Raw genomic sequence first — 18,819 nt, forward strand, 5'->3', positions numbered from 1 at the left:
ACACCGAACCTCCCGGAAAGCCACAAGCTTTGCGACATCGGCACCAGTATTCGGTCGCGGCTGCGCCGCGCCCGCGCGCGTGCGCTACTGCGCCGGTTGCAGGCGCCAGAGGTTCGGGCCGTCCTGCACGAGGTTCCGCCTCTCGGCGGCGTGCAGGCCATCCTTGAAAAGCTGCGCGAGATCGTCGCCCACCTCGGGGTTGTAGATATGGTAGAGATGCCCCGACGAGCTGCGCACCTGCAGGTCGCTGAGATCGATGACCTCGACGCCGTCCAGCGCCTCGACCGGGTTGCCGGCCTCGCCGAGGCGGGGATAGCCGTGCAGCTGCGCCGAGAGCGCCAGCGGCCAGTCGCGCTCGGTGACGTAGACCGTGATGCTGGTCGCCAGTGGCCGGATCCGCGGCAGCAGGCGCTCGAAGATGCCGAAATCCATGTCCGGGGCCAGCAGCACGACCTCTCCAAGCTGCTCGCCGCTGTTCCGGCTCGCCAGTTCCGCCAGCGCCAGCGCCAGCGCCACGCCCCGCGCGCCGAGGCTGTGGCCCGCCACGTTGACCCGGCCCGGCCCGAAGCGGCCCTCGAGGTCGCTGATCGTGTCCGCGAGGTTGGGCACGCTCCAGTAGAGATCTGCCTCGTCATGGGTGTAGTTCAGCGCGTCGCCGTTCGAGGGCCAGCTGAACCACAGGAACTGGCCCATGAGTCCGGCATTCTCCTGCAGCGCGGTGGCGCGGCGGCAGCCCTTTTCGAAATCGATGTAGAAGCCATGGGTGAAGAGCACTGGCGCGGCATCCTCAACGCCGGTCTCGAAGGCGTCGAGCAGGGCCGCGGGTGCGCTTTCGCGGATGCCGTCGACGCGCAGGATCTCTTCGGGGATGAAGAAGGGCGCGGCCTCTGCCACCGATGACAGCATCGGCAGACGGCGTTCGCCGATGTCGCACCACCCCGCCTTCAGGTCGCTGCGCTCGTCGCCGTAGAACTTGCGCGGATCGCCGAGCCCGGTGCGGTTGCGGATCGTGAGGTAGGGCACGCCGCGCGGGGCCGCTGCCTCTGCCGCTGCCTCTGCCGCGACCGTCTCGGCCCGAACCGCGGGCGATGGCCAGAGAGCTGCGGATAGCGCGGCGGCAAGCACGAGGAACCGCAGGCCGCTGGGACAGGTCGTCATCGCGGATCTCCCTTCTCCGTGTGGGCTCGGCCGTGGATGCTGCACGGGGCAGGGCGCCCGTGCAGCCGCGTCGGTCCGGGCCGGGTCAGAGCATCCATTCCACGGGCAACCAGCTGATGAAGCGCACCACCAGCATTTTGAACCAGCCGGTCTCGGGCTCTTGGGTCAGCACCGTGCGGTCACCGTCCTCGGCGGTTTCGATCCAGACCAGATCGCCGCTCTCGCCGCGCTCCACGTGGTAATATCGCGCCGGGTCGTCCAGCGCCTCGGCCAGTCCGGCGGCCATCTCCGGGCTCGGGATCAGCAGGCCCATCTCGGTGTTGAGGCGGGCCGAGCGCGGATCGAAGTTGAACGAGCCCACGAAGATCCGTTCGCCGTCGACGGTGAAGGTCTTGGCGTGCAGGCTCGAGGCCGAACCCGCGATCATCTGCGACAGGTGGATCTCCCGCTTGCGCTCGGCGGCGGGGCGCAATTCGAGAATGGTGACGCCACCGTCGAGCAGCTCATCGCGATAGGTCATGTAGGCGCTGTGCACCGGCGCCACGTCGGTGGCGGCAAGCGCGTTGGTCAGCACCCGGGTCTCGACCCCGGCCTCGGCAAAGCCGGTGAGCACCTCGGTGCCGCTGTCGCCGGGGATGAAATAGGCCGAGACAAGGTCGAAGGAGCTTTGCGGGTCGGCGATCTCGAGGATGCGGGTCAGCAGCAACTGATCCTCGGTCGCCTCGCCGAGCCCTTTTGCCGGATCGTCGCTGAAGAAGTCGACCTCGCCCCATTCCAGAGCGAGCGTGCCGGCCTCGATTTCCTGCACCAGTGGCGTGTCGGTGATGGCGTCGTCGTATTGCGCGGCTTCGGCGCCACTGCGGGCGCTCTCGGCGTGGGCCATGAGGCTGTCGAGCCCATCGGGCGCATCGGGCAGGATCAACTCGGCGGGATAGGCCGACCTGCTGGCCCAGTAGGCATCGAAATTCTCCGAGACCTCTCCGACGACCGGGCCGGCGGCCAGCACGTCGGCGTCGAAGTAGTGCACGCCGGTGCCGTAGTCGAAATAGATGTCGCCGATGTTGCGGCCGCCGAGCACCGTGGCGGCCCCGTCGACGATCATCGCCTTGTTGTGCATCCGCCGGTTCAGACGCGGAAAGTCGAACACATAGGACAACAGCTTCGGGTCGCGCAGGGTGAACGGGTTGAACAGCCGCACCTCGACATTGGGCATCGCGTTGAGCGCCGCGAGCTCGGCATCGAGCCCGGGAACGCCGTTGTCATCGAGCAGCAGCCGCACCCGGACGCCGCGTTCCGCCGCCTTGCGCATCTCGTCGAGCAGGATCCAGCCCGTCGTGTCGGTCTGCCAGATGTAATACTGCATATCGATGCTCTGCTCGGCGTTGCGGGCAAGCAGGATGCGGGCGGCATAGGCCTCGCGCCCGTCCGCCAGCGGCCAGATGCCGCTCTTCCCGGGCTGCGCTTCGGTCGCGGTCATCAACGCGCTGCCGAGCGTGGTCTCGGCGGAGACGGGAATATGAGTGCTGTTGCTGCGGCCTTCGAGATCGGGCAGCGGGTTGAGCAGCCGGAGCACGACGATGGCGATCGCGAGGACGATCACGAGGACAAGAAGAAACCTCAGGAAACGCATGATACACCCCGGCAATTGACCTGTTTTCAATAGGCTAGAACCGGGAACGGAAAGGGTCAACGTTTTCGGGGTGTCGTCGCCGCGGCACTTTTGCCTTTTTAAGGAACATTCCGAATATCCCTTTTATCGGCGGCCATGAAGGCACTCGCTGCGCCGCTCCGATCTTTCGCGGCGCAATTCCGGGCGATGGCCTTTCGTATTTCCTCGGTCGCAAACCTGTCATTGCGCGTCGCTACCAATCCGGCCGGGCGCAGGCACACTGTGACGATGGCGCCCCGCAAGGCAGCTATTCGATCGCCGAGTCGCTTTTCGATAGGAAGCGCACGGATTTCATTGAATAGTCAGGGTATTGAAGATGGGGCAATGCCCCAGTCAGGAGGAAATACGATGAAGAATTCAGTCCTTTGGATCATATTTGGTGTGTTGCTCATCATTGGCGGCTTTTTCGCGCTGATGAACCCGTTCGTGGCGACCGTCGCAGCCGAACAGATGGCGGCGTGGATCTTCATCTTCGGCGGGGTGCTGCAGTTCTTCGCAGCGTTCAAGGCCGGCGGCTGGGGCGCGCGCCTCTTCGGGCTCTTGCTCGGCGTGGCCTATGTCGTGCTGGGCTTCAGCCTGCTGTACCACCCGCTCGCGGGCATCGTCACGCTGACCGTGATGGCGGCGATCATGTTCCTCGTGAACGGCGTGCTGAAGATCGTCTTCGCCTTCAGCCTGCGCGGCTCCGGCTTCTTCTGGCTGTCGCTGCTGTCGGGCGTGATCTCGGTGGTGCTGGCGGTGATGGTGTTCGGCAACTTCCTTGCCGCATCGGTCTCGCTTCTGGGCATCCTGCTCGCCATCGAGCTGATCTCGAGCGGCATGACGATGCTGTCCTACGGGTTCTACGTGCGCAAGCACCCCGAAGCGGACGCCGCCTGATCCAGTCACCGGACGTCCCGCACAGGCTGCGGGGCGTCTTCTCACTTTCCCGGCGGGCCGGTTCCGGCATACGCTCGTGCGGGCGCACCGTCGCGCCGGGATGCTTCAGAGGAGTTCGGGGCAAGTGAAGAGAGTGTTGCTAGCGGTGCTGCTGGCGGTTCCCGGCTTTGCCAGCGCCGGGGTCGAGACGCTTCAGGTCGTCGATCAGGCCGAAGAGTGGGCGATGACCAAGGCGACCTGCGCCGAGGCACGGGGGCTGTTCCTCGTCGATCCGGCCAAGGCCGCCGACATGACGGAACATGACGTCATCGCGATGCAGTTCATCTTCGCGTACATGCGCGGCTACGCGGCCGCCAAGGGCGTGAGCTACGGCGCCGTCCTCGCGGAGTTCGGCGCCTTTTGCGAATCCCACCCCGACAGCTTCTGGCTCGCGGACCACTAGGGCAGGGCACGGCCGGCACCATCGCCCGCCGCGCCCGGTCTCATCACTCGGGCCGTTCGTTCAGCCGCAGCACCGTCACGCCGGCCTCATTCGTCAGGCTCAGAAGGCTTCCGTTGCGCACGTATCCGGTGGCGGCGCCGACGGCGTCGACCATGTCCTGCTCGAGCTTCATGCGCGGCTCGGGGCACATGCGGCGGGTGCCAGCGAATGCCTCGGGGAAAGAAATCGTGCCCGCGCCGATCTCGGCGGTGCCGGTGAAGCGATTGCAGCCGCCATACATGGCAAAATTGCCCTCTGCATCGAAGGCGAGGGTCGGCGCATCCTCGACCACCAGAAGGCGGCCGCCGATCTCGGAGACCTGCCACGGAATGCCCGCGATGCCCGGCATGTCAGCCTCCATTGCGATAGGAGCGATCTGCTCCAGGACGATCTCGGGGCGCTCAGGGGCGTTGCGGGTCAGTGCAGGGAACGAGGTGGTGGTGCGCAGCACCGTCGTGCCGTCCATCGCGACGGTCGCCGCGACCGCGTAGCTCATGCGCGCATCCACATCGTCGGTCTCGTAGGGCAGGCGGATCTCGGCGGGCAGGCTGTCGATCCGGTAGCTGCGCGCGGCCAGCGTCGTCGATGCGGCATCGGCGCGCGAAACGTCGAGCAGTTCGACCTGCATCATCGCTTCGGGCGGCAGGGTCGCGCCATCGGCAAGCCGCACCACGACGTTGAGGTCGGCCGGCTCGGCAAGTGCCGGCGCGGCGGCGCAGGCCGCGATGAAGGTGGCCGCGAGGCCGCGGCGCAGGGTTTGGGTTGGTGACATCTGAACTCTCTCTCCCACTCTTCCGGTCGTTACAGAGATGGGGACGCGCATCGCCGTTTTCTCGGGTCGCGGCCCCGTGACCTTGCGTGACGGGCAGGTCTGCGACGCAGTCGCCGGGTCGACCCGCTTGCACTGTTTGAGGCGAGCGATGTCCGTCACTTTCTTGCCAAAACTGTATCCGCGCGCCTTGCACCTGTCCACGGCGATTGCCTGCGGCCGCGGTCAGCCGGGCTTTCTTCCCACCGCGAAGGCGCTGAGCGCGGCAACATCCCGCACCGCGATCTCGGCATAGCCGGGCTCCACCATTCCCCTCTCGGCCAGCTCTCCAAGCGTGCGGTTCACCACTTTTCGCGAGGCGTTGGCGCTGCGCCCGAGCGCGGTCTGCGACATCGTGATGCGTGGTGCATCGCTCTCGGCAAGGCAGCGCAGGAGGGTGGCGGCGATCCGCCGCTTGGGATCCGCGATCAGCAGCGTGTCGATGGCCTGCAGGCAGAGGTCGATGTTGTGCAGCGCGATGCAGCCGAAGCGTCGCATGTTCTCGGGATCGGCTGCGGCGAGCCGCTCCATCGCGTCGAGCGGCAGGTGAAGGACGGTGCTGTCGACGGTGGCCTCGAGCGTCAGGCGTCGGGGGCCGCCGGTAAAGAAGCCGCCTTCGCCGAACCAGCATCCCGGCGACGCGAGATGAGCGAAATGCGGGCCCGTGTCGCCCGGCGCGATGAACACCGCCAGCGCGCCGTCTGCCAGCCCGAAGAGGCCGCCCGGAGGATCTCCGATCGACACGATCGTGGCGCCGCGCGCGTGCCGCCGCAGGCGACCGTGACGCCGGACCTCGTTTTGGAAGGAGACCGGCTGGGAGGACAGCCAGCCGGTTTTCCGAAGGGCTTCGAATGACATCTGAAATATTCCCAACTTTGTCCCGAAGGGTACAATCCAGACTGTTGCGCGGTGCTAGGCTTTTTGCAACCGCAGTGTGTTTCGCGCGGCCAATTTCGCGCCAATGAATTCAATACGATAAAGGAGTGTTTCACATGGTTTCGAAAAGGATGCTGCTGTCTTTGCCGGTCGCATTGTCGCTGTCCTGTTCCGCGGTTTTCGCGCAGGAGACTCAGCCGAATATTCTGGTGATCTGGGGGGACGATATCGGTTGGACGAACCTGTCTTCCTACGGCATGGGCACGATGGGCTACACCACCCCCAATATCGACCGGATTGCCAATGAGGGCATCCGCTTCACCGACCACTATGCCCAGCCAAGCTGCACCGCCGGCCGGGCCGCATTCATCACCGGGCAGTACCCGATCCGCTCGGGCATGACGACGGTGGGCCAGCCCGGCTCGGCGCTCGGGCTGCAGGACGGATCGCCGACCCTGGCCGAAGAACTCAAGCAGGTCGGCTACCGGACCGGCCAGTTCGGCAAGAACCACCTCGGCGACCGCAACGAGCACCTGCCCACGGTGCACGGCTTCGACGAGTTCTTCGGCAACCTCTACCACCTGAACACGCAGGAAGAGGCCGAGCAGCGCGATTATCAGAACTTCGGCGAGAAGTTCTCGGGGTCTCTGGAGGCCTATGAGGAGCGGTTCGGCACCCGGGGCGTGCTGCATACCTTCGCCACAGAGACCGAGGACACCACCGAGATGCCGCGCTTCGGCGTGGTCGGCAAGCAGACCATCGAGGACACCGGGCCGCTCACGCAGGAGCGCATGAGGAATTTCGACATGGCCGAGGTGATCCCCAAGGCGATCGACTTCATGTCGTCGGCCAACGAGGCGGGCGAGCCTTTCTTCGTCTGGCTCAACACCAGCCGGATGCACCTTTATACGCGCCTCGACGAGGAATGGCGCTATGCGGCGGAGCAATACACCTCCGAGGCCGATCTCTACGGCTCGGGCATGCTGCAGCACGACCACGATATCGGCTACGTGCTCGACTGGCTCGACGAGCAGGGGCTGAGTGACAACACCATCGTCTGGTACTCGACCGACAACGGCCCGGAGCATAATTCGTGGCCGCATGGGGGCACCTCGCCGTTCCGGGGCGAGAAGATGACCACCTACGAGGGGGGCGTCCGGGTTCCCTCGATGATCCGCTGGCCCGGTCAGTTCGAGCCGAGATCGGTGATGAACGGCATCCAGGGCCACCAGGACATGTTCACGTCGCTGGCCGCCGCCGCCGGGATCGAGGACGTGGCCGCCGAGGTCATGGAGGAGAAGCAGCAGTATATCGATGGTGTGAACAACCTGCCGTACTGGACCGGCGAGGAAGACGCGTCCCGCCGCGATCACATCTTCCACTACTACGAGAGCAAGCTCACCGCCGTGCGCATGGGCCCGTGGAAGTTCCACTTCGCCACCAAGGAAGATTATTACGACAGCCTCTATGCGCGCACCGCGCCGCTGGTCTTCAACATCCGCATGGACCCGTTCGAGAGCTACTCGAGCACCGATGCCTATGGTCACCTGATGCAGAAGGTGTCGTGGCTGATGCAGCCGATGAACGTGCTGATGCAGCAGCACCTGCAGACGCTGGCGGACTACCCTCCGGTGCAGGGCGGGGCCTCCTTCGACATGTCCAACGTGGTCGAGGACTTCATCAGCAAGTCGATGCAGTAAGGCCTGCGGGTGCGTCGTGCGGCCGGTCGGCAGCATCCTTGCCCGTCAGACTTCACGACACCAGGAGCCGCGCCACGGGCGCGGCTCCTTGCTGTGTGCCATGCGGTGCGGACCCGTGACCCGCTCGGGACAGCCTGACGACACGTATCCTGGTTCTGGGACATCTTCGGGACCTGCGGGCGATGAAGGTCGGCTGGGCGGATGGAGCTGTCGTGCTTTGCAGGTCCTTCAGGGCCGACGAGCCTTGTCAGCGACCGACCGACTTCGTCATCTGCGTGGCGGAGGAAAAACCGAAGATCGGGTTCAACGGACCAAGCGACAGGACAGACCGCGGAACAAACCCCTCACGCTCATAGAGCGCGCGGGCACGCGAATTGGTATCTATGACGTCCAGCCTGACACTCTTCAGTCCCATGGAGGCCGCGTGCCTTTCCACGGCATGGAGAAGCGCTGTTCCGACGCCGCGGCCTCTGGCCTCCGGCTCGACGAATATTCCGTCCATCAGCAGTGACCCGTCGCTGCAGTCTCGCTCCAGCATGTGCAGCAAGAGACCGCGCCACGCGGCACCGATCCATCCGTAGCTGCGCGCAAGATCGCCAAGACCGCCACCGACGAGCGCCCCATTCGGCGTCTTGAAGCCGGCCATCCCGAGAAACTGCCCTTCGGTCGATAAGGCAGAAATGGCGTGGGTCGGGTCCAGTGTGCCTTCGATGAAGGACACGGCCTTGCCTTTCGGTCCAAGCGGATACCGGAGCTTGCGCGAAAAGGCGCGCCAGTATCCACGGGCAGCCTGCAGTCGATGTTCTGCCCGGAAGCCGCCTTCGATGAAAAATGTCTCGCTTGAGTAGATTGTTTTCACGTCAATATCTCTCCATAATTGAGTGGAGGTGGGTACGAAGACGTTTGATTTCAAATGAATTTACGGGTTGTTCTGTTCGCTGGGAGTGTTCTGGCGTTGACGGCGGGTGCCTTGTTTTGGCGCATGACTGATCATGATGTGGATCGCAGAGTGCGCGAGCCGTTCGATGTCACGGTCTCTGGCATCGAGATTTCGGGCACGATCTGGCTTCCGGACGAAGCGGTGATCGCAGCCGTTGCGATGGTTCACGGGGACGGCGCGCAAGATCGAACGATGGCGGGCGGCTATGCCCCGATGATCAACGCTCTTCTGGATCACGGGATCGCTGTTGCCTCCTGGGACAAGCCCGGCGTCGGATTGTCGGAAGGGAACTGGTTGCGTCAGACGATGATGGATCGGACCGTCGAAGCGCGCCGCGTTCTTCAGCTCCTGGACGAGCGTTTCGTGGAAAAGAAAATCGGCGTGCTTGGGTTTTCGCAGGCCGGCTGGGTTCTGCCGTCACTGACACGTGCCGATGCCGACTTTCTGATCCTGATCGGCGCTGCGGTGTCCTGGCAGGATCAGGGAGATTACTTCACCAGGGTCCGGTTGCGCCGCGCGGGCCTTGACGCGCAGGAGATCGAGACCGCCCTTGCCGAGCAGGCCAGCGACGACGACAGAGTGTTTGGCAAAGATGCAACGGTCGCTGATGCACCGCCGGGCATGTCGCCTGATCGTTGGCGGTTCATCCGCCAGAACCGGGGCGCCGATGCGCGGCAGGCCTTGTCTGTGCTGGATCTTCCTGTCCTTGCGCTCTGGGGATCAGAGGACCTCAACGTCGACCCGCAACGAAACGCGGCCGCGTTCCAGGACATGCTCGGCTCGCGAGATGCACCGACCCGCATCCGGATCGTGCCGGATGCGACGCATGGGCTTCTGAAGGCGCGTGCTTACAACTGGCAGCTTTCTGAAGACTGGTCGCCCTACGCGATCGGGAGGTTCCTTGTGGAGGGGCGCCATGCCTTCGCGCCTGGCGCACTGGATCAGATTTCAGACTGGATCGGGGAAATGGCGGGGATGCAGTAGCAGAGGTTCGTTCAGCGCGCCGCGCCCGCTTCACGCAGCCAACCGGGCGCCGATCCGATGCCGGGACGACCGGTCGGAACCTCTCCGTTCGCAGCGTGTCAGGGGCGCGCGCTTGGCGATGACAGCCCCGGGTCGGTGAAATCTCCGCATGTCATGGAACGATCATCTCGCAATGCCGGAAAATTCTTGACCCAAGGGGCGTTGCGGCGAAAGATCAACCTGCAATTGTCGCAGTCCGGCAGGCCCAGAGGCGCGTGCGACCTCGGCCCCGGTCCCATCGGGAGATTTTCATCTTGGTCAAGCTCGCTCTTTCCGCCGCCGCCTATCTCATCGCCAATGCCGTCGGGCTACTGCTCGCCGCCGTGCTGCTTGCGGGATTCGAGATCGACCCGCTCTCCTTCGTCATCGTCGTCGTGGCCTTCTCGATCATTCAGGCGGTGCTCGGGCCGATGATCACCAAGATCTCGCTCAAGCAGCTGCCGCAGTTGATGGGCGGTGTGGCGCTTGTGACGGTCTCCATCGGGCTGCTGATCACCGACCTGCTGCTTGCCGGCATGTCGATCGGTGGCGTGGCCAACTGGCTGGCGGCGACGCTGCTGGTCTGGCTCGGAAGCCTGATCGCGACCATCCTGATCCCGGTCTACGTGTTCAAGCAGCTGGCCGAAGAGGCCAAGAGCAAGAAGAAGACGGCCTGAGACAGGGCCCGGCAAGGGAGCGGGAGCGATGGCGGAGCGCAGCCTCGGGCGGACCCTCTGGACCCTCGTCCTCGCGCTTCTGAACGCCACGCTGATTCTGCTGGCGCTATGCCTGTGGCTGGGCTGGAGCCTGTTCTCGACCGTCGAGCACATCACCGATGACGTGGCCGAGATCACCGGAACCATCCGCCCGTTGCGGGCCGAAATTCGCGAGCTGACCAGCCAGATCGGCGAGACCCGCAGCAACCTTGCAGCCCTGCGTGACGGCGGCGCGGATCTGCAGCTGTGCTCGGCGCTCGAGACGCAACTGGCCAGCGCGGAGGCCCGAGTCGCCGAGTTGACCGATACGCTGAAAGGCATCGAGGACGACCTCTATCCGGCCATCGAGCAGGCGGCGGGCACCGCCTTCGGCAATCTCGGCAGCGCCTTCGCGACGACCCTGCTCAAGGCGGTCGGGCTCGGCCCCGACAGCGCGCTGGTGACCGAGTAGCGCGGGCGTGATTAACTCGCGCGGGACGCCCTCGGTCTGCGCCCCTTCGAATGCCGTCTCAGCGTGGGGCGATCGGCTTCGTGCAGAGTCGCAATGGCCCTTGATGCTCGCAGGCGTAGAAACTGGGCGCGTCGGCCAGACTCCTTCAGCAGACCAGTCTCGCGCGCCGTGCCCACAGCGGGCGAGTGTGGTGCCCGCGAGGGCGGCAAGGGCGCGCAGCTTTGCGCTGCGGGCGTTGGTGGTGGCGCCTGTCCGGGTGTTCCGCGCGGCGAGGTCACGAAACCGGGAACTCGCGTTTTCCTTGACCTAGATCACCCCGCACTCGCCTCGATAGGTCTATCCTCGACGCAGATTTCGGAAGAGAGCCAATGTCTTTGGATTCACAGGAAATAGCCGTCGCAGGGACGGTGGTCGCGGTTCGGGGCGCCGTTGTCGACGTCACCTTCCCCGGCGAGGCGATCCCGGCGATCAACGATGCGCTCGAGACCGAGGCAGCGGACGACCGCCGCATCCTGCTCGAGGTCGCGGCGCAGCGGGATCGCACCACCGTGCGCACCATCGCGCTGCACAACACCAACGGGCTCGCGCGCGGCCAGCGCGTCACGACGCTGGGCGGTCCGCTCACCGTGCCGGTGGGCGGGGCGGTGCTGGGCCGTCTGCTCGATGTCACCGGCCGGACCGGCGACCGCAAGGGGCCGCTCCCGGAGGAGGCTCCGCGCCGCGCGATCCACGCCGCGCCGCCGCCGCTGCGGGCGCGCGGCGGGGCGTCGGAGCCGTTTCGCACCGGCATCAAGGTGGTCGATCTGCTGACCCCGCTGGCGCAGGGCGGCAAGGCGGCGATGTTCGGCGGCGCGGGCGTCGGCAAGACGGTACTGGTGATGGAACTGATCCACTCGATGGTGGCAGGCTATGACGGCATCTCGGTGTTCTCGGGCATCGGCGAGCGCTCGCGCGAGGGCCACGAAATGTTGCTCGACATGACCGAGGCCGGGGTGCTCGACCGAACGGTGCTGGTCTATGGCCAGATGAACGAGCCTCCGGGCGCTCGCTGGCGGGTGCCGATGACGGCGCTGACCATCGCCGAGCACTTCCGCGATGCCGAGCAGAAGAACGTGCTGCTTCTCATGGACAACGTGTTCCGCTTCGTGCAGGCGGGCTCGGAGGTCTCGGGCCTGCTCGGGCGACTGCCGAGCCGCGTGGGCTATCAGCCGACGTTGGCCACCGAGGTGGCGGACCTTCAGGAGCGCATCGCTTCGGTGGGCGAGGCCTCGGTCACCGCGATCGAGGCGGTCTACGTGCCGGCGGACGATTTCACCGATCCCGCGGTGGTCGCCATCGCCGGCCACGTGGACTCGATGGTGGTGCTGTCGCGCGCCATGGCCGCGGACGGCATGTACCCGTCTGTCGATCCCATCGCCTCGTCCTCGATCCTGCTCGATCCGCTTCTCGTGGGCGAAGAGCACGTGCGCATCGCCAACGAGGTGCGTCGCTCGATCGAGCATTACCGCGAGCTACAGGATGTCATCGCGCTCCTCGGCATGGAGGAGCTGAGCCGCGATGACCGCAAGGTGGTCGAGCGGGCCCGCCGGTTGCAGCGCTTCCTCACGCAGCCCTTCACCGTGACCGAGGCCTTCACCGGCATGGCCGGCGTCTCGGTCGATCTCGAGGACACCATCGCCGGCTGCCGCGCCATCCTCGAGGGCGCCTGCGACGACTGGGACGAGAGCTCGCTCTTCATGGTGGGCACGCTCGAGGATGCGCGCGCCAAGGAAGACACGGCGCGGGAGGCGGCATCATGAGCGCGCCGCTGCATCTGGTCATCACCACCACGATGGACGTGGTGGTCGACGATGCCGAGGTCACCTCGCTGCGGGCGCAGGACGAGAGCGGCGGCTTCGGCATCCTGCCGGGGCACACCGATTTCCTTACCGTCCTGCCGGCCTCCATCATCCGCTGGCGCAGCGCGGGCAGGCCCGAGCAGTTCGCCGGCGTCCGTGCCGGGCTGCTCTCGGTCACCGGCGGGCACGAGATCGCCATCGCCTGCCGAGACGCCATCCTCGGCGAGGACATCCACGCGCTCGAGGACCGGATCGCTGCTTTCCGCCGGGATCAGGACGATGCCGGGCGGCGCGAGCGTGTCGAGCAGATGCGCCTGCATGCCAATGCCGTGCGCGAGATGATCCGTCTGCTTCGCCCGGGGCAGGGGGACGTGCTGCCGCATCCCTCGGGCGTCGGCGCCGAACAGGGAGAACCGAGATGACCCGGCAGGAGAAAGACGCCGTCGAACACGCCGCGCGCAAGGCCGCAAATCTGGAGCGGATGAAGCAGAGCGATCCCGAGCCCTCGCTCGGCGCGCGGCTCGGCCAGATCGGCATACTCGGCTGGGCGGTGCTGGTGCCGATGCTGCTGGGCGTGGTGCTGGGCCGGTTCCTCGACCGGGTCGCCGACACCGGGATCATGTTCACCGCCGCCGGGATCTTCCTCGGCGCCGCCATCGGCATGCACGCGGTCTGGAGATGGATGCACAGGCAATGACACCGGATCTCGCATATGCCGCCCTTGGCCTCGTCTCGGGCTTCCTCGTCGGGCTGGCGCATTTCGCCAGCCTGCGCCGGCTAACAGCGCTCTATCTCGAGGGGCGCGCGCCGAAGAAAGCCGTGGCGCTGCAGCTCCTGCGCCTTGCGCTCGTGGCGCTGGTGCTCTTCGGGCTGGTGCAACTCGGCGCGTTGCCGCTGCTTGCAGGCGCGCTGGGGCTGGTGCTGGGCCGCGAGGTGGTGGTCCGCCGCGCCCGGAGGGAGAGCTGATGCAAAGCCCGCTCGAACATGTTGTCCTGTTCCATGTTGGGCCGGTGCCGATCTCCGAGCCGGTGGTCGTCACCTGGCTGATCATGGCGGGGCTGGGCCTTTTCGCCTTCCTGTCCACCCGCAAGCTCGCCATCCTGCCGAGCAAGACCCAGACCGTGCTCGAGCTCTTCGTCAACGTGCTCGACGACCAGATCCGCGAGACGATGCGCCGCGATCCAGCGCCGTTCCGGCCGCTGATCGGCACGCTGCTGCTCTTTGTACTGTTCGCCAACTGGATGTCGCTGATCCCCGGCATCGAGCCGCCCACCGCCCATATCGAGACCGACGCGGCGCTGGCGCTCTGGGTTTTCGTGGCGACCATCGCCTTCGGCATCTCCGGGCGCGGGCTCAGGGGCTATCTCGACACCTTCGTGGAGCCCAGCTGGGTGATGATGCCGCTTAACCTCATCGAGCAGATCACGCGTACCTTCTCGCTCATCATCCGCCTGTTCGGGAACGTCATGTCGGGCGTCTTCGTCGTCGGCATCGTGCTGTCTCTGGCCGGGCTCTTCGTGCCCATCCCGCTGATGGCGCTCGAGCTGCTGACCGGCGCCGTGCAGGCCTACATCTTCGCGATCCTCGCAACCGTCTTCATCGGCGCCGCCGCTGGAGAGAGCGAGGAGATCCCTCTCACCGCCAAGGAGTCTGAGTGACCATGGAAGGCAATCTTGTTGAAATCGTCTCGGTGCTGTCCGCCGCCATCGCGGTGAGCTTCGGCGCCATCGGCCCGGCGCTGGGCGAGGGCCGCGCCGTTGCCGCCGCGATGGACGCCATCGCGCGCCAGCCCGAAGCCGCCGGCACCCTCAGCCGCACCCTGTTCGTGGGCCTCGCCATGATCGAGACCATGGCCATCTACACCCTCGTCATCGCGCTGCTGGTGCTTTTCGCCAACCCCTTCGTCTGATCGGCATATCGCCATGACCATCGACTGGTGGACACTCGGTCTCCAGACCGTCAACGCGGCCATCCTGATCTGGCTGCTCGCCCGGTTCCTGTTCCGCCCGGTGTCCGAAATCATCGCCAAGCGGCAGGCGCTCGCCCATGCGGATCTCGACGCGGCGGAGGCCGCGAAGCAGGCCGCCGAGGCCGAGCACGAGGCGGCGGTCGCCGCGCGGGCGGAGATCTCGGCCCGCCGCGCTGTCCTGCTCGACGCCGCGCAGGCGGATGCCGAGCGCGAGAAGGCGCGCCTCAAGGAGCAGGCGCAGGCCGAGATCGCCGAGGACCGCCGCCGCGCCGAGGCGGCGCTCGCGCGGGCCGAGGCCGACCGCCGCAAGGAGCTTGACGAACAGGCCGGCTACCTCGCCGCCGACATCGCCGAGCGTCTGCTGCGCCGGCTGCCCGATGCCGCGCGAACCGTGGGCTTCATCGACGGTCTGGTGGTGGCTGTGTCCGAGCTGCCTGCCGCGGTGCGCGATCGTCTGGGCAGCGACGGCCCGGTGCCGGTGCGCGCCGCGCGCATGCTCCTGCCCGAGGAGCGCGCCACGCTCGAGGCCCGCCTCGCCGAGGCGCTGGGCCGCACGCTTACGCTCGAGATCCGCGAGGATCCCGATCTCATCGCAGGGCTCGAGCTCGACGCCACCAACGCCATCGTGCGCAACCATTTCCGGGCCGACCTGTCCCGGATCACAGCGGAGCTGACACGTCATGACTGATCGCAGCACCGGCACCGACTGGCTCGCCCGCAGCCGCGCGCAGCTCGACCGGACCGATCTCGGGGCCGAGGCCAAGGCGGTGGGCCGCGTGGTCCAGCTGGCCGATGGCATCGCCCATGTCTCGGGCCTGCCCTCGGTGAGCCTCGGCGCGCTGCTGAGCGTCGAGAGCGGCGCCTTCGCCTTCGCCCACAGCCTCGGCGCCGAGGAGATCAACGCGGTGCTGCTCGACGAGACCGCCAGCGTCGCGGTGGGCGATCAGGTCAGCGACACCGGTGAGGTGCTGCGGGTGCCGGTGGGCGCCGGCTTTCTCGGCCGCATCGTCGACCCACTTGGCCGTCCTCTCGACGGCGGTCCCGCGCCGACCCCCGACGACTGGCTGCCGGTCGAGCGCCCGGCGCCCGAGATCATCGAGCGCGGCCTCGTCTCCGAGCCGCTCGAGACCGGCGTGCTGGTGGTCGACAGTCTTTTCGCACTGGGCCGCGGCCAGCGCGAGTTGATCGTTGGCGACCGCGCCACCGGAAAGACCGCACTGGCGGTGGACGCGATCATCAACCAGAAGCACAGCGACGTGGTCTGCGTCTATGTCGCCGTCGGCCAGCGTGCCACGGCGATCGAGCGCGTGGTCGCGGCAGTGCGCGAGCACGGCGCCATCGAGCGCTGCATCTTCGTCGTCGGCAGCGCCTCGGCGGCGCCCGGCCTGCAATGGATCGCACCCTTCGCCGGCATGTCGATGGCCGAGCATTTCCGCGACAAGGGGCAGGACGCGCTGATCGTCATCGACGACCTGACCCAGCACGCTGCCACCCACCGCGAGCTGGCGCTGCTGACCCGCGAGCCGCCGGGGCGCGAGGCCTATCCCGGCGACGTGTTCTACCTTCACGCCCGCCTGCTCGAACGCGCGGCCAAGCTCTCGCCCGAGCTCGGTGGCGGCTCGCTCACCGCGCTGCCGCTGGCCGAGACCGATGCCGGCAACCTCTCGGCCTATATTCCGACCAACCTGATCTCGATCACTGACGGTCAGATTGTGCTCAACACGCATCTGTTCTCCACCAACCTGCGCCCGGCGGTCGACGTGGGCCTGTCGGTGAGCCGGGTCGGCGGCAAGGCGCAGGCTCCGGCACTGCGCAAGGTCTCGGGCCGCGTGCGGCTCGATTACGCGCAGTTCCAGGAGCTCGAGATGTTCACCCGTTTCGGCGGCATCCAGAATGCCCGGGTCAAGGGACAGATCGCCCGCGGCGAGCGCATCCGCGGGCTGCTCACCCAGCCGCGCTTCTCCGGCCTGCGGCTGGTCGACCAGGTGGCGCTGCTGGCGGCGCTGGCAGACGGCGTGTTCGACACGGTCCCGGTCGGGCGCATGGCTGAACTGCGCCGCAGGCTGCCCGCCAGGCTCGACTCCGACGCCGCCGACGCGGTGGCCGCGCTTGCCAAGAGCCGTGCGCTCACCGATGAGGCCCGCGCCGCGTTGGTCGCGGTGGTGTCGCGACTGGCGGAGGAGGGGCGCGAGAGGGAGGCCGTGGCGACATGAGCAGCCGGCTCTCGGAGGTCGAGAAGCGCATCGTCACGGTGCACAAGCTCGACGCGGTGATCTCCGCCATGCGCGGCCTCGCGGCAGCGCGGGTGCAGGAGGCCAATCGCCATCTCGAGAGCATCCGTGCCTATGCCACCACCATCGGCGATGCCATCGGCGAGGCGCTGGCCTACGCCACGGGTCTCGGCCTCGACGCGCCGTTGCATGGCGGCGAGGGCAGCCGTCTGGTGGTGCTCTTCGCCGCCGAGCAGGGCTTTGCCGGCACCTATTCCGACAAGGTGTTCCAGGCCATCGAACCGCTCTGGGACGAAACCTGCGAGCTGGTGGTGATCGGCGACCGGGGACATGGCGTCGCCGAGGAGCGCAGACTCGCCATCGCGTGGTCCGCCCCGATGATCGCGCATCCCTCGCAGGCCCCGGAGCTGGCCACCCGGATGACCGACGCGCTGTTCCGGCGCATCACGCTGGAGCCGGTGACCCGCGTCACGCTGGTCCATGCCGATCCCGGCGCAGGCGGGGCGATGGCGATCCGCATCAAGGAGCTGGTGCCCTTCGACTACGCCCGGTTTCGACCGTCTGAACGCCGCCTGCCGCCGCTGGTGACCCTGCCGCCCGAGCGGCTGCTGGCGCAGCTTGTCGAGGAGCACATCTTTGCCGAGCTGATCGAGGCTGTGATGCTGTCCTTCGCCGCCGAGAACGAGGCAAGGATGCGCGCCATGGTGGCCGCCAAGGACAACGTCTCGGAAAGCCTTCAAGCGATGATCGGCGAGGCCCGCCGCCTGCGGCAGGAGGACATCACGCAGGAAATCACCGAGCTGGCGACCAGCAGCCTGGTCTGAGGGCTCATCGCAGGCCCCATTGCAGCCCGTGCGCGGGTTTCCTAGGGTCGCGCCGAACCTGTGCCGAGGCGGATGACCATGACAGAGACCACCTATCGCGGCGGCCCGATCTTCGACGGGCAGCGCCTGCTGCACGGCCATGCGCTGCGGATCGAGGCCGGCCGCGTGACGGCGCTGGCGCCCGAGGCGGAGCTTGCGGCGGCGGGCGAGGTCGTTGATCTCGGGGGCGATCTGCTGGTTCCGGGCTATGTCGATCTGCAGGTCAATGGCGGCGGCGGGGTGATGGTCAATGACGGCCCCACGGTGTCCGGCCTGGCGACCATCGCCGAAGCTCATCGCAGGCTCGGCAGCACCACGATCCTGCCCACCCTGATCACCGACACGCCCGAGCGCAGCCGCGCCGCGATCGAGGCCGTGGCGCAGGCCATCGCCGAGGGTGTGCCCGGCATCGGCGGGCTGCATCTGGAGGGGCCGCATCTGGCGCTCTCCCGCAAGGGGGCCCATGACGGCGCGCTGATCCGCCCGATGACGGAGGCCGACCTCTCGATGCTCCGCGACGCCGCCCGCCGCCTGCCGGTGCTCAAGGTCACGATCGCCCCCGAGAACACCACTCAAGCGCAGGTGGCCGCACTGGCCGAGGCCGGCGCGCTGGTCTCGCTCGGCCATACCGATGCAAGCTACGACACCTGCCTTGCCTATGCGCGGGCTGGCGCAAGCTGCGTGACGCATCTCTTCAACGCCATGCGCGGCCTCGACAAGCGCGAGCCCGGCGTCGTCGGCGCCGCCCTTGCCAGCCAAGCGCTCGCAGCGGGCCTGATCGCCGACGGCGTGCATGTGCACCCGGCCGCGATGCGCATCGCGCTGGCCGCCCGGCCGGAGGGCATCTTCCTCGTCACCGACGCCATGGCCGTGGCCGGCACCGAGGCGAAGAGCTTCCGCCTCAACGGGCGCGAGATCACCCGCGCCGATGGCCGGCTGGTCCTGCAGGACGGCACGCTGGCCGGGGCCGATCTCGATCTCACCCGTGCCATCAACCTTCTGGTCTCGGATCTGGGCCTGCCGCTCGAACGGGCCCTCGCCATGGCGACCTCAATCCCGGCGCGCCTCGCGAAGCTGGGGCAGGGTATCGGAACCCTCGCCGCCGGCGCCCCGGCCCGCGCCATCCGCCTCCGGCACCGCGCTCAGGGGCTCGCCCTCATCGCCCCGCTCTGATCACCCCAAAGAGAAAGGGCGCCGAGCGCACCGCGCGCTCAACGCCCCTGTCTTCTTCTGGCCGA

21 protein-coding genes are annotated in these 18,819 nt (G+C 67.1%); 16 read left to right on the forward strand and 5 right to left on the reverse strand.

Annotated features, from left to right (window positions below):
- Window positions 1-84 precede the first annotated feature (84 nt).
- Window positions 85-1,158 (reverse strand): alpha/beta hydrolase, encoded by a 1,074-nt coding sequence (locus tag JF542_RS14770; protein WP_207076382.1) that lies wholly within the window; start codon window positions 1,156-1,158, stop codon window positions 85-87.
- Window positions 1,159-1,243: 85 nt separating this feature from the next.
- Window positions 1,244-2,788, reverse strand: coding sequence for a phospholipase D family protein (locus JF542_RS14775; protein WP_207076383.1), 1,545 nt, complete (start codon window positions 2,786-2,788; stop codon window positions 1,244-1,246).
- Between the two features lie 387 nt (window positions 2,789-3,175).
- Between JF542_RS14775 and JF542_RS14780 the strand changes: the two genes are divergently transcribed.
- Window positions 3,176-3,706, forward strand: a complete 531-nt coding sequence (locus tag JF542_RS14780; protein WP_040544575.1) for an HdeD family acid-resistance protein — start codon at window positions 3,176-3,178, stop codon at window positions 3,704-3,706.
- A gap of 124 nt (window positions 3,707-3,830) precedes the next feature.
- Complete coding sequence (locus JF542_RS14785) at window positions 3,831-4,148, forward strand: hypothetical protein (protein ID WP_340689158.1); 318 nt, start codon at window positions 3,831-3,833, stop codon at window positions 4,146-4,148.
- 43 nt (window positions 4,149-4,191) lie between these two features.
- On the opposite strand, the gene JF542_RS14790 is transcribed toward JF542_RS14785, so the two are convergent.
- Both JF542_RS14790 and JF542_RS14795 read right to left on the reverse strand, forming a co-directional pair.
- A complete protein-coding gene (locus tag JF542_RS14790) occupies window positions 4,192-4,959 on the reverse strand; it encodes an META domain-containing protein (protein ID WP_207076384.1) in 768 nt (255 codons plus the stop codon).
- A 222-nt stretch (window positions 4,960-5,181) separates the two neighbouring features.
- Window positions 5,182-5,853: a Crp/Fnr family transcriptional regulator gene (locus tag JF542_RS14795; protein ID WP_207076385.1), complete on the reverse strand. Its 672-nt coding sequence runs from the start codon at window positions 5,851-5,853 to the stop codon at window positions 5,182-5,184.
- 134 nt (window positions 5,854-5,987) lie between these two features.
- On the opposite strand from JF542_RS14795, the gene JF542_RS14800 reads away from it, so the two are divergent.
- Window positions 5,988-7,571, forward strand: coding sequence for an arylsulfatase (locus tag JF542_RS14800; protein ID WP_242533768.1), 1,584 nt, complete (start codon window positions 5,988-5,990; stop codon window positions 7,569-7,571).
- A gap of 247 nt (window positions 7,572-7,818) precedes the next feature.
- On the opposite strand, the gene JF542_RS14805 is transcribed toward JF542_RS14800, so the two are convergent.
- Window positions 7,819-8,430 carry a GNAT family N-acetyltransferase gene (locus tag JF542_RS14805; RefSeq protein WP_207076386.1) on the reverse strand — a complete coding sequence of 204 codons (612 nt, stop codon included), beginning with the start codon at window positions 8,428-8,430 and terminating at the stop codon, window positions 7,819-7,821.
- Between the two features lie 123 nt (window positions 8,431-8,553).
- Here JF542_RS14805 and JF542_RS14810 point away from each other — a divergent pair, with 123 nt between their 5' ends.
- The 13 genes from JF542_RS14810 (at window position 8,554) to nagA (ending at window position 18,754) form a co-directional block, all read left to right on the forward strand.
- On the forward strand, window positions 8,554-9,495 hold the full coding sequence (locus JF542_RS14810) for an alpha/beta hydrolase (protein WP_242533769.1): 942 nt from the start codon (window positions 8,554-8,556) through the stop codon (window positions 9,493-9,495).
- A 293-nt stretch (window positions 9,496-9,788) separates the two neighbouring features.
- The gene (locus JF542_RS14815) at window positions 9,789-10,190 is read left to right on the forward strand and encodes a phage holin family protein (protein WP_007797540.1); all 402 of its coding nucleotides are present in this window, start codon (window positions 9,789-9,791) and stop codon (window positions 10,188-10,190) included.
- A 28-nt stretch (window positions 10,191-10,218) separates the two neighbouring features.
- The gene (locus JF542_RS14820; RefSeq protein ID WP_207076387.1) at window positions 10,219-10,680 is read left to right on the forward strand and encodes a hypothetical protein; all 462 of its coding nucleotides are present in this window, start codon (window positions 10,219-10,221) and stop codon (window positions 10,678-10,680) included.
- A 368-nt stretch (window positions 10,681-11,048) separates the two neighbouring features.
- The gene (atpD, locus tag JF542_RS14825; protein ID WP_207076388.1) at window positions 11,049-12,479 is read left to right on the forward strand and encodes a F0F1 ATP synthase subunit beta; all 1,431 of its coding nucleotides are present in this window, start codon (window positions 11,049-11,051) and stop codon (window positions 12,477-12,479) included.
- Window positions 12,476-12,940, forward strand: coding sequence for a F0F1 ATP synthase subunit epsilon (locus tag JF542_RS14830; protein ID WP_207076389.1), 465 nt, complete (start codon window positions 12,476-12,478; stop codon window positions 12,938-12,940). Before atpD ends, JF542_RS14830 begins: the two co-directional genes overlap by 4 nt.
- Window positions 12,937-13,215, forward strand: a complete 279-nt coding sequence (locus JF542_RS14835) for an AtpZ/AtpI family protein (protein ID WP_207076390.1) — start codon at window positions 12,937-12,939, stop codon at window positions 13,213-13,215. Before JF542_RS14830 ends, JF542_RS14835 begins: the two co-directional genes overlap by 4 nt.
- The gene (locus JF542_RS14840; RefSeq protein WP_207076391.1) at window positions 13,212-13,484 is read left to right on the forward strand and encodes an N-ATPase subunit AtpR; all 273 of its coding nucleotides are present in this window, start codon (window positions 13,212-13,214) and stop codon (window positions 13,482-13,484) included. Before JF542_RS14835 ends, JF542_RS14840 begins: the two co-directional genes overlap by 4 nt.
- Window positions 13,481-14,176 (forward strand): F0F1 ATP synthase subunit A, encoded by a 696-nt coding sequence (locus JF542_RS14845; protein WP_207076443.1) that lies wholly within the window; start codon window positions 13,481-13,483, stop codon window positions 14,174-14,176. Before JF542_RS14840 ends, JF542_RS14845 begins: the two co-directional genes overlap by 4 nt.
- A gap of 2 nt (window positions 14,177-14,178) precedes the next feature.
- Entirely contained in the window at window positions 14,179-14,427 is a 249-nt protein-coding gene (locus JF542_RS14850; RefSeq protein ID WP_007797564.1) for a F0F1 ATP synthase subunit C, read from the forward strand.
- Between the two features lie 13 nt (window positions 14,428-14,440).
- A complete protein-coding gene (locus JF542_RS14855; protein ID WP_207076392.1) occupies window positions 14,441-15,175 on the forward strand; it encodes a F0F1 ATP synthase subunit delta in 735 nt (244 codons plus the stop codon).
- On the forward strand, window positions 15,168-16,700 hold the full coding sequence (locus tag JF542_RS14860) for a F0F1 ATP synthase subunit alpha (RefSeq protein WP_207076393.1): 1,533 nt from the start codon (window positions 15,168-15,170) through the stop codon (window positions 16,698-16,700). The genes JF542_RS14855 and JF542_RS14860 overlap by 8 nt, the downstream gene beginning before the upstream one ends.
- Window positions 16,697-17,542, forward strand: coding sequence for a F0F1 ATP synthase subunit gamma (locus tag JF542_RS14865; RefSeq protein WP_207076394.1), 846 nt, complete (start codon window positions 16,697-16,699; stop codon window positions 17,540-17,542). Before JF542_RS14860 ends, JF542_RS14865 begins: the two co-directional genes overlap by 4 nt.
- Window positions 17,543-17,614: 72 nt before the next feature.
- Window positions 17,615-18,754 carry an N-acetylglucosamine-6-phosphate deacetylase gene (gene nagA / locus JF542_RS14870; RefSeq protein ID WP_207076395.1) on the forward strand — a complete coding sequence of 380 codons (1,140 nt, stop codon included), beginning with the start codon at window positions 17,615-17,617 and terminating at the stop codon, window positions 18,752-18,754.
- Window positions 18,755-18,819: the final 65 nt, after the last annotated feature.

It is taken from the genome of Salipiger bermudensis (genome assembly GCF_017309175.1).
GTDB classification, from domain to species: Bacteria; Pseudomonadota; Alphaproteobacteria; order Rhodobacterales; family Rhodobacteraceae; genus Salipiger; species Salipiger bermudensis.

Excerpts from the sequence above, each read along its gene's own strand:
- JF542_RS14780 (WP_040544575.1), top strand. The coding sequence starts at position 3,176 with ATGAAGAATTCAGTCCTTTGGATCATATTTGGTGTGTTGCTCATCATT.
- JF542_RS14790 (WP_207076384.1), bottom strand. The coding sequence starts at position 4,959 with ATGTCACCAACCCAAACCCTGCGCCGCGGCCTCGCGGCCACCTTCATC.
- JF542_RS14860 (WP_207076393.1), top strand. The coding sequence starts at position 15,168 with ATGACTGATCGCAGCACCGGCACCGACTGGCTCGCCCGCAGCCGCGCG.
- nagA (WP_207076395.1), top strand. The coding sequence starts at position 17,615 with ATGACCATGACAGAGACCACCTATCGCGGCGGCCCGATCTTCGACGGG.
- JF542_RS14820 (WP_207076387.1), top strand. The coding sequence starts at position 10,219 with ATGGCGGAGCGCAGCCTCGGGCGGACCCTCTGGACCCTCGTCCTCGCG.
- JF542_RS14770 (WP_207076382.1), bottom strand. The coding sequence starts at position 1,158 with ATGACGACCTGTCCCAGCGGCCTGCGGTTCCTCGTGCTTGCCGCCGCG.
- JF542_RS14795 (WP_207076385.1), bottom strand. The coding sequence starts at position 5,853 with ATGTCATTCGAAGCCCTTCGGAAAACCGGCTGGCTGTCCTCCCAGCCG.
- JF542_RS14810 (WP_242533769.1), top strand. The coding sequence starts at position 8,554 with ATGACTGATCATGATGTGGATCGCAGAGTGCGCGAGCCGTTCGATGTC.
- atpD (WP_207076388.1), top strand. The coding sequence starts at position 11,049 with ATGTCTTTGGATTCACAGGAAATAGCCGTCGCAGGGACGGTGGTCGCG.
- JF542_RS14775 (WP_207076383.1), bottom strand. The coding sequence starts at position 2,788 with ATGCGTTTCCTGAGGTTTCTTCTTGTCCTCGTGATCGTCCTCGCGATC.
- JF542_RS14855 (WP_207076392.1), top strand. The coding sequence starts at position 14,441 with ATGACCATCGACTGGTGGACACTCGGTCTCCAGACCGTCAACGCGGCC.
- JF542_RS14840 (WP_207076391.1), top strand. The coding sequence starts at position 13,212 with ATGACACCGGATCTCGCATATGCCGCCCTTGGCCTCGTCTCGGGCTTC.
- JF542_RS14835 (WP_207076390.1), top strand. The coding sequence starts at position 12,937 with ATGACCCGGCAGGAGAAAGACGCCGTCGAACACGCCGCGCGCAAGGCC.
- JF542_RS14850 (WP_007797564.1), top strand. The coding sequence starts at position 14,179 with ATGGAAGGCAATCTTGTTGAAATCGTCTCGGTGCTGTCCGCCGCCATC.
- JF542_RS14830 (WP_207076389.1), top strand. The coding sequence starts at position 12,476 with ATGAGCGCGCCGCTGCATCTGGTCATCACCACCACGATGGACGTGGTG.
- JF542_RS14800 (WP_242533768.1), top strand. The coding sequence starts at position 5,988 with ATGGTTTCGAAAAGGATGCTGCTGTCTTTGCCGGTCGCATTGTCGCTG.
- JF542_RS14865 (WP_207076394.1), top strand. The coding sequence starts at position 16,697 with ATGAGCAGCCGGCTCTCGGAGGTCGAGAAGCGCATCGTCACGGTGCAC.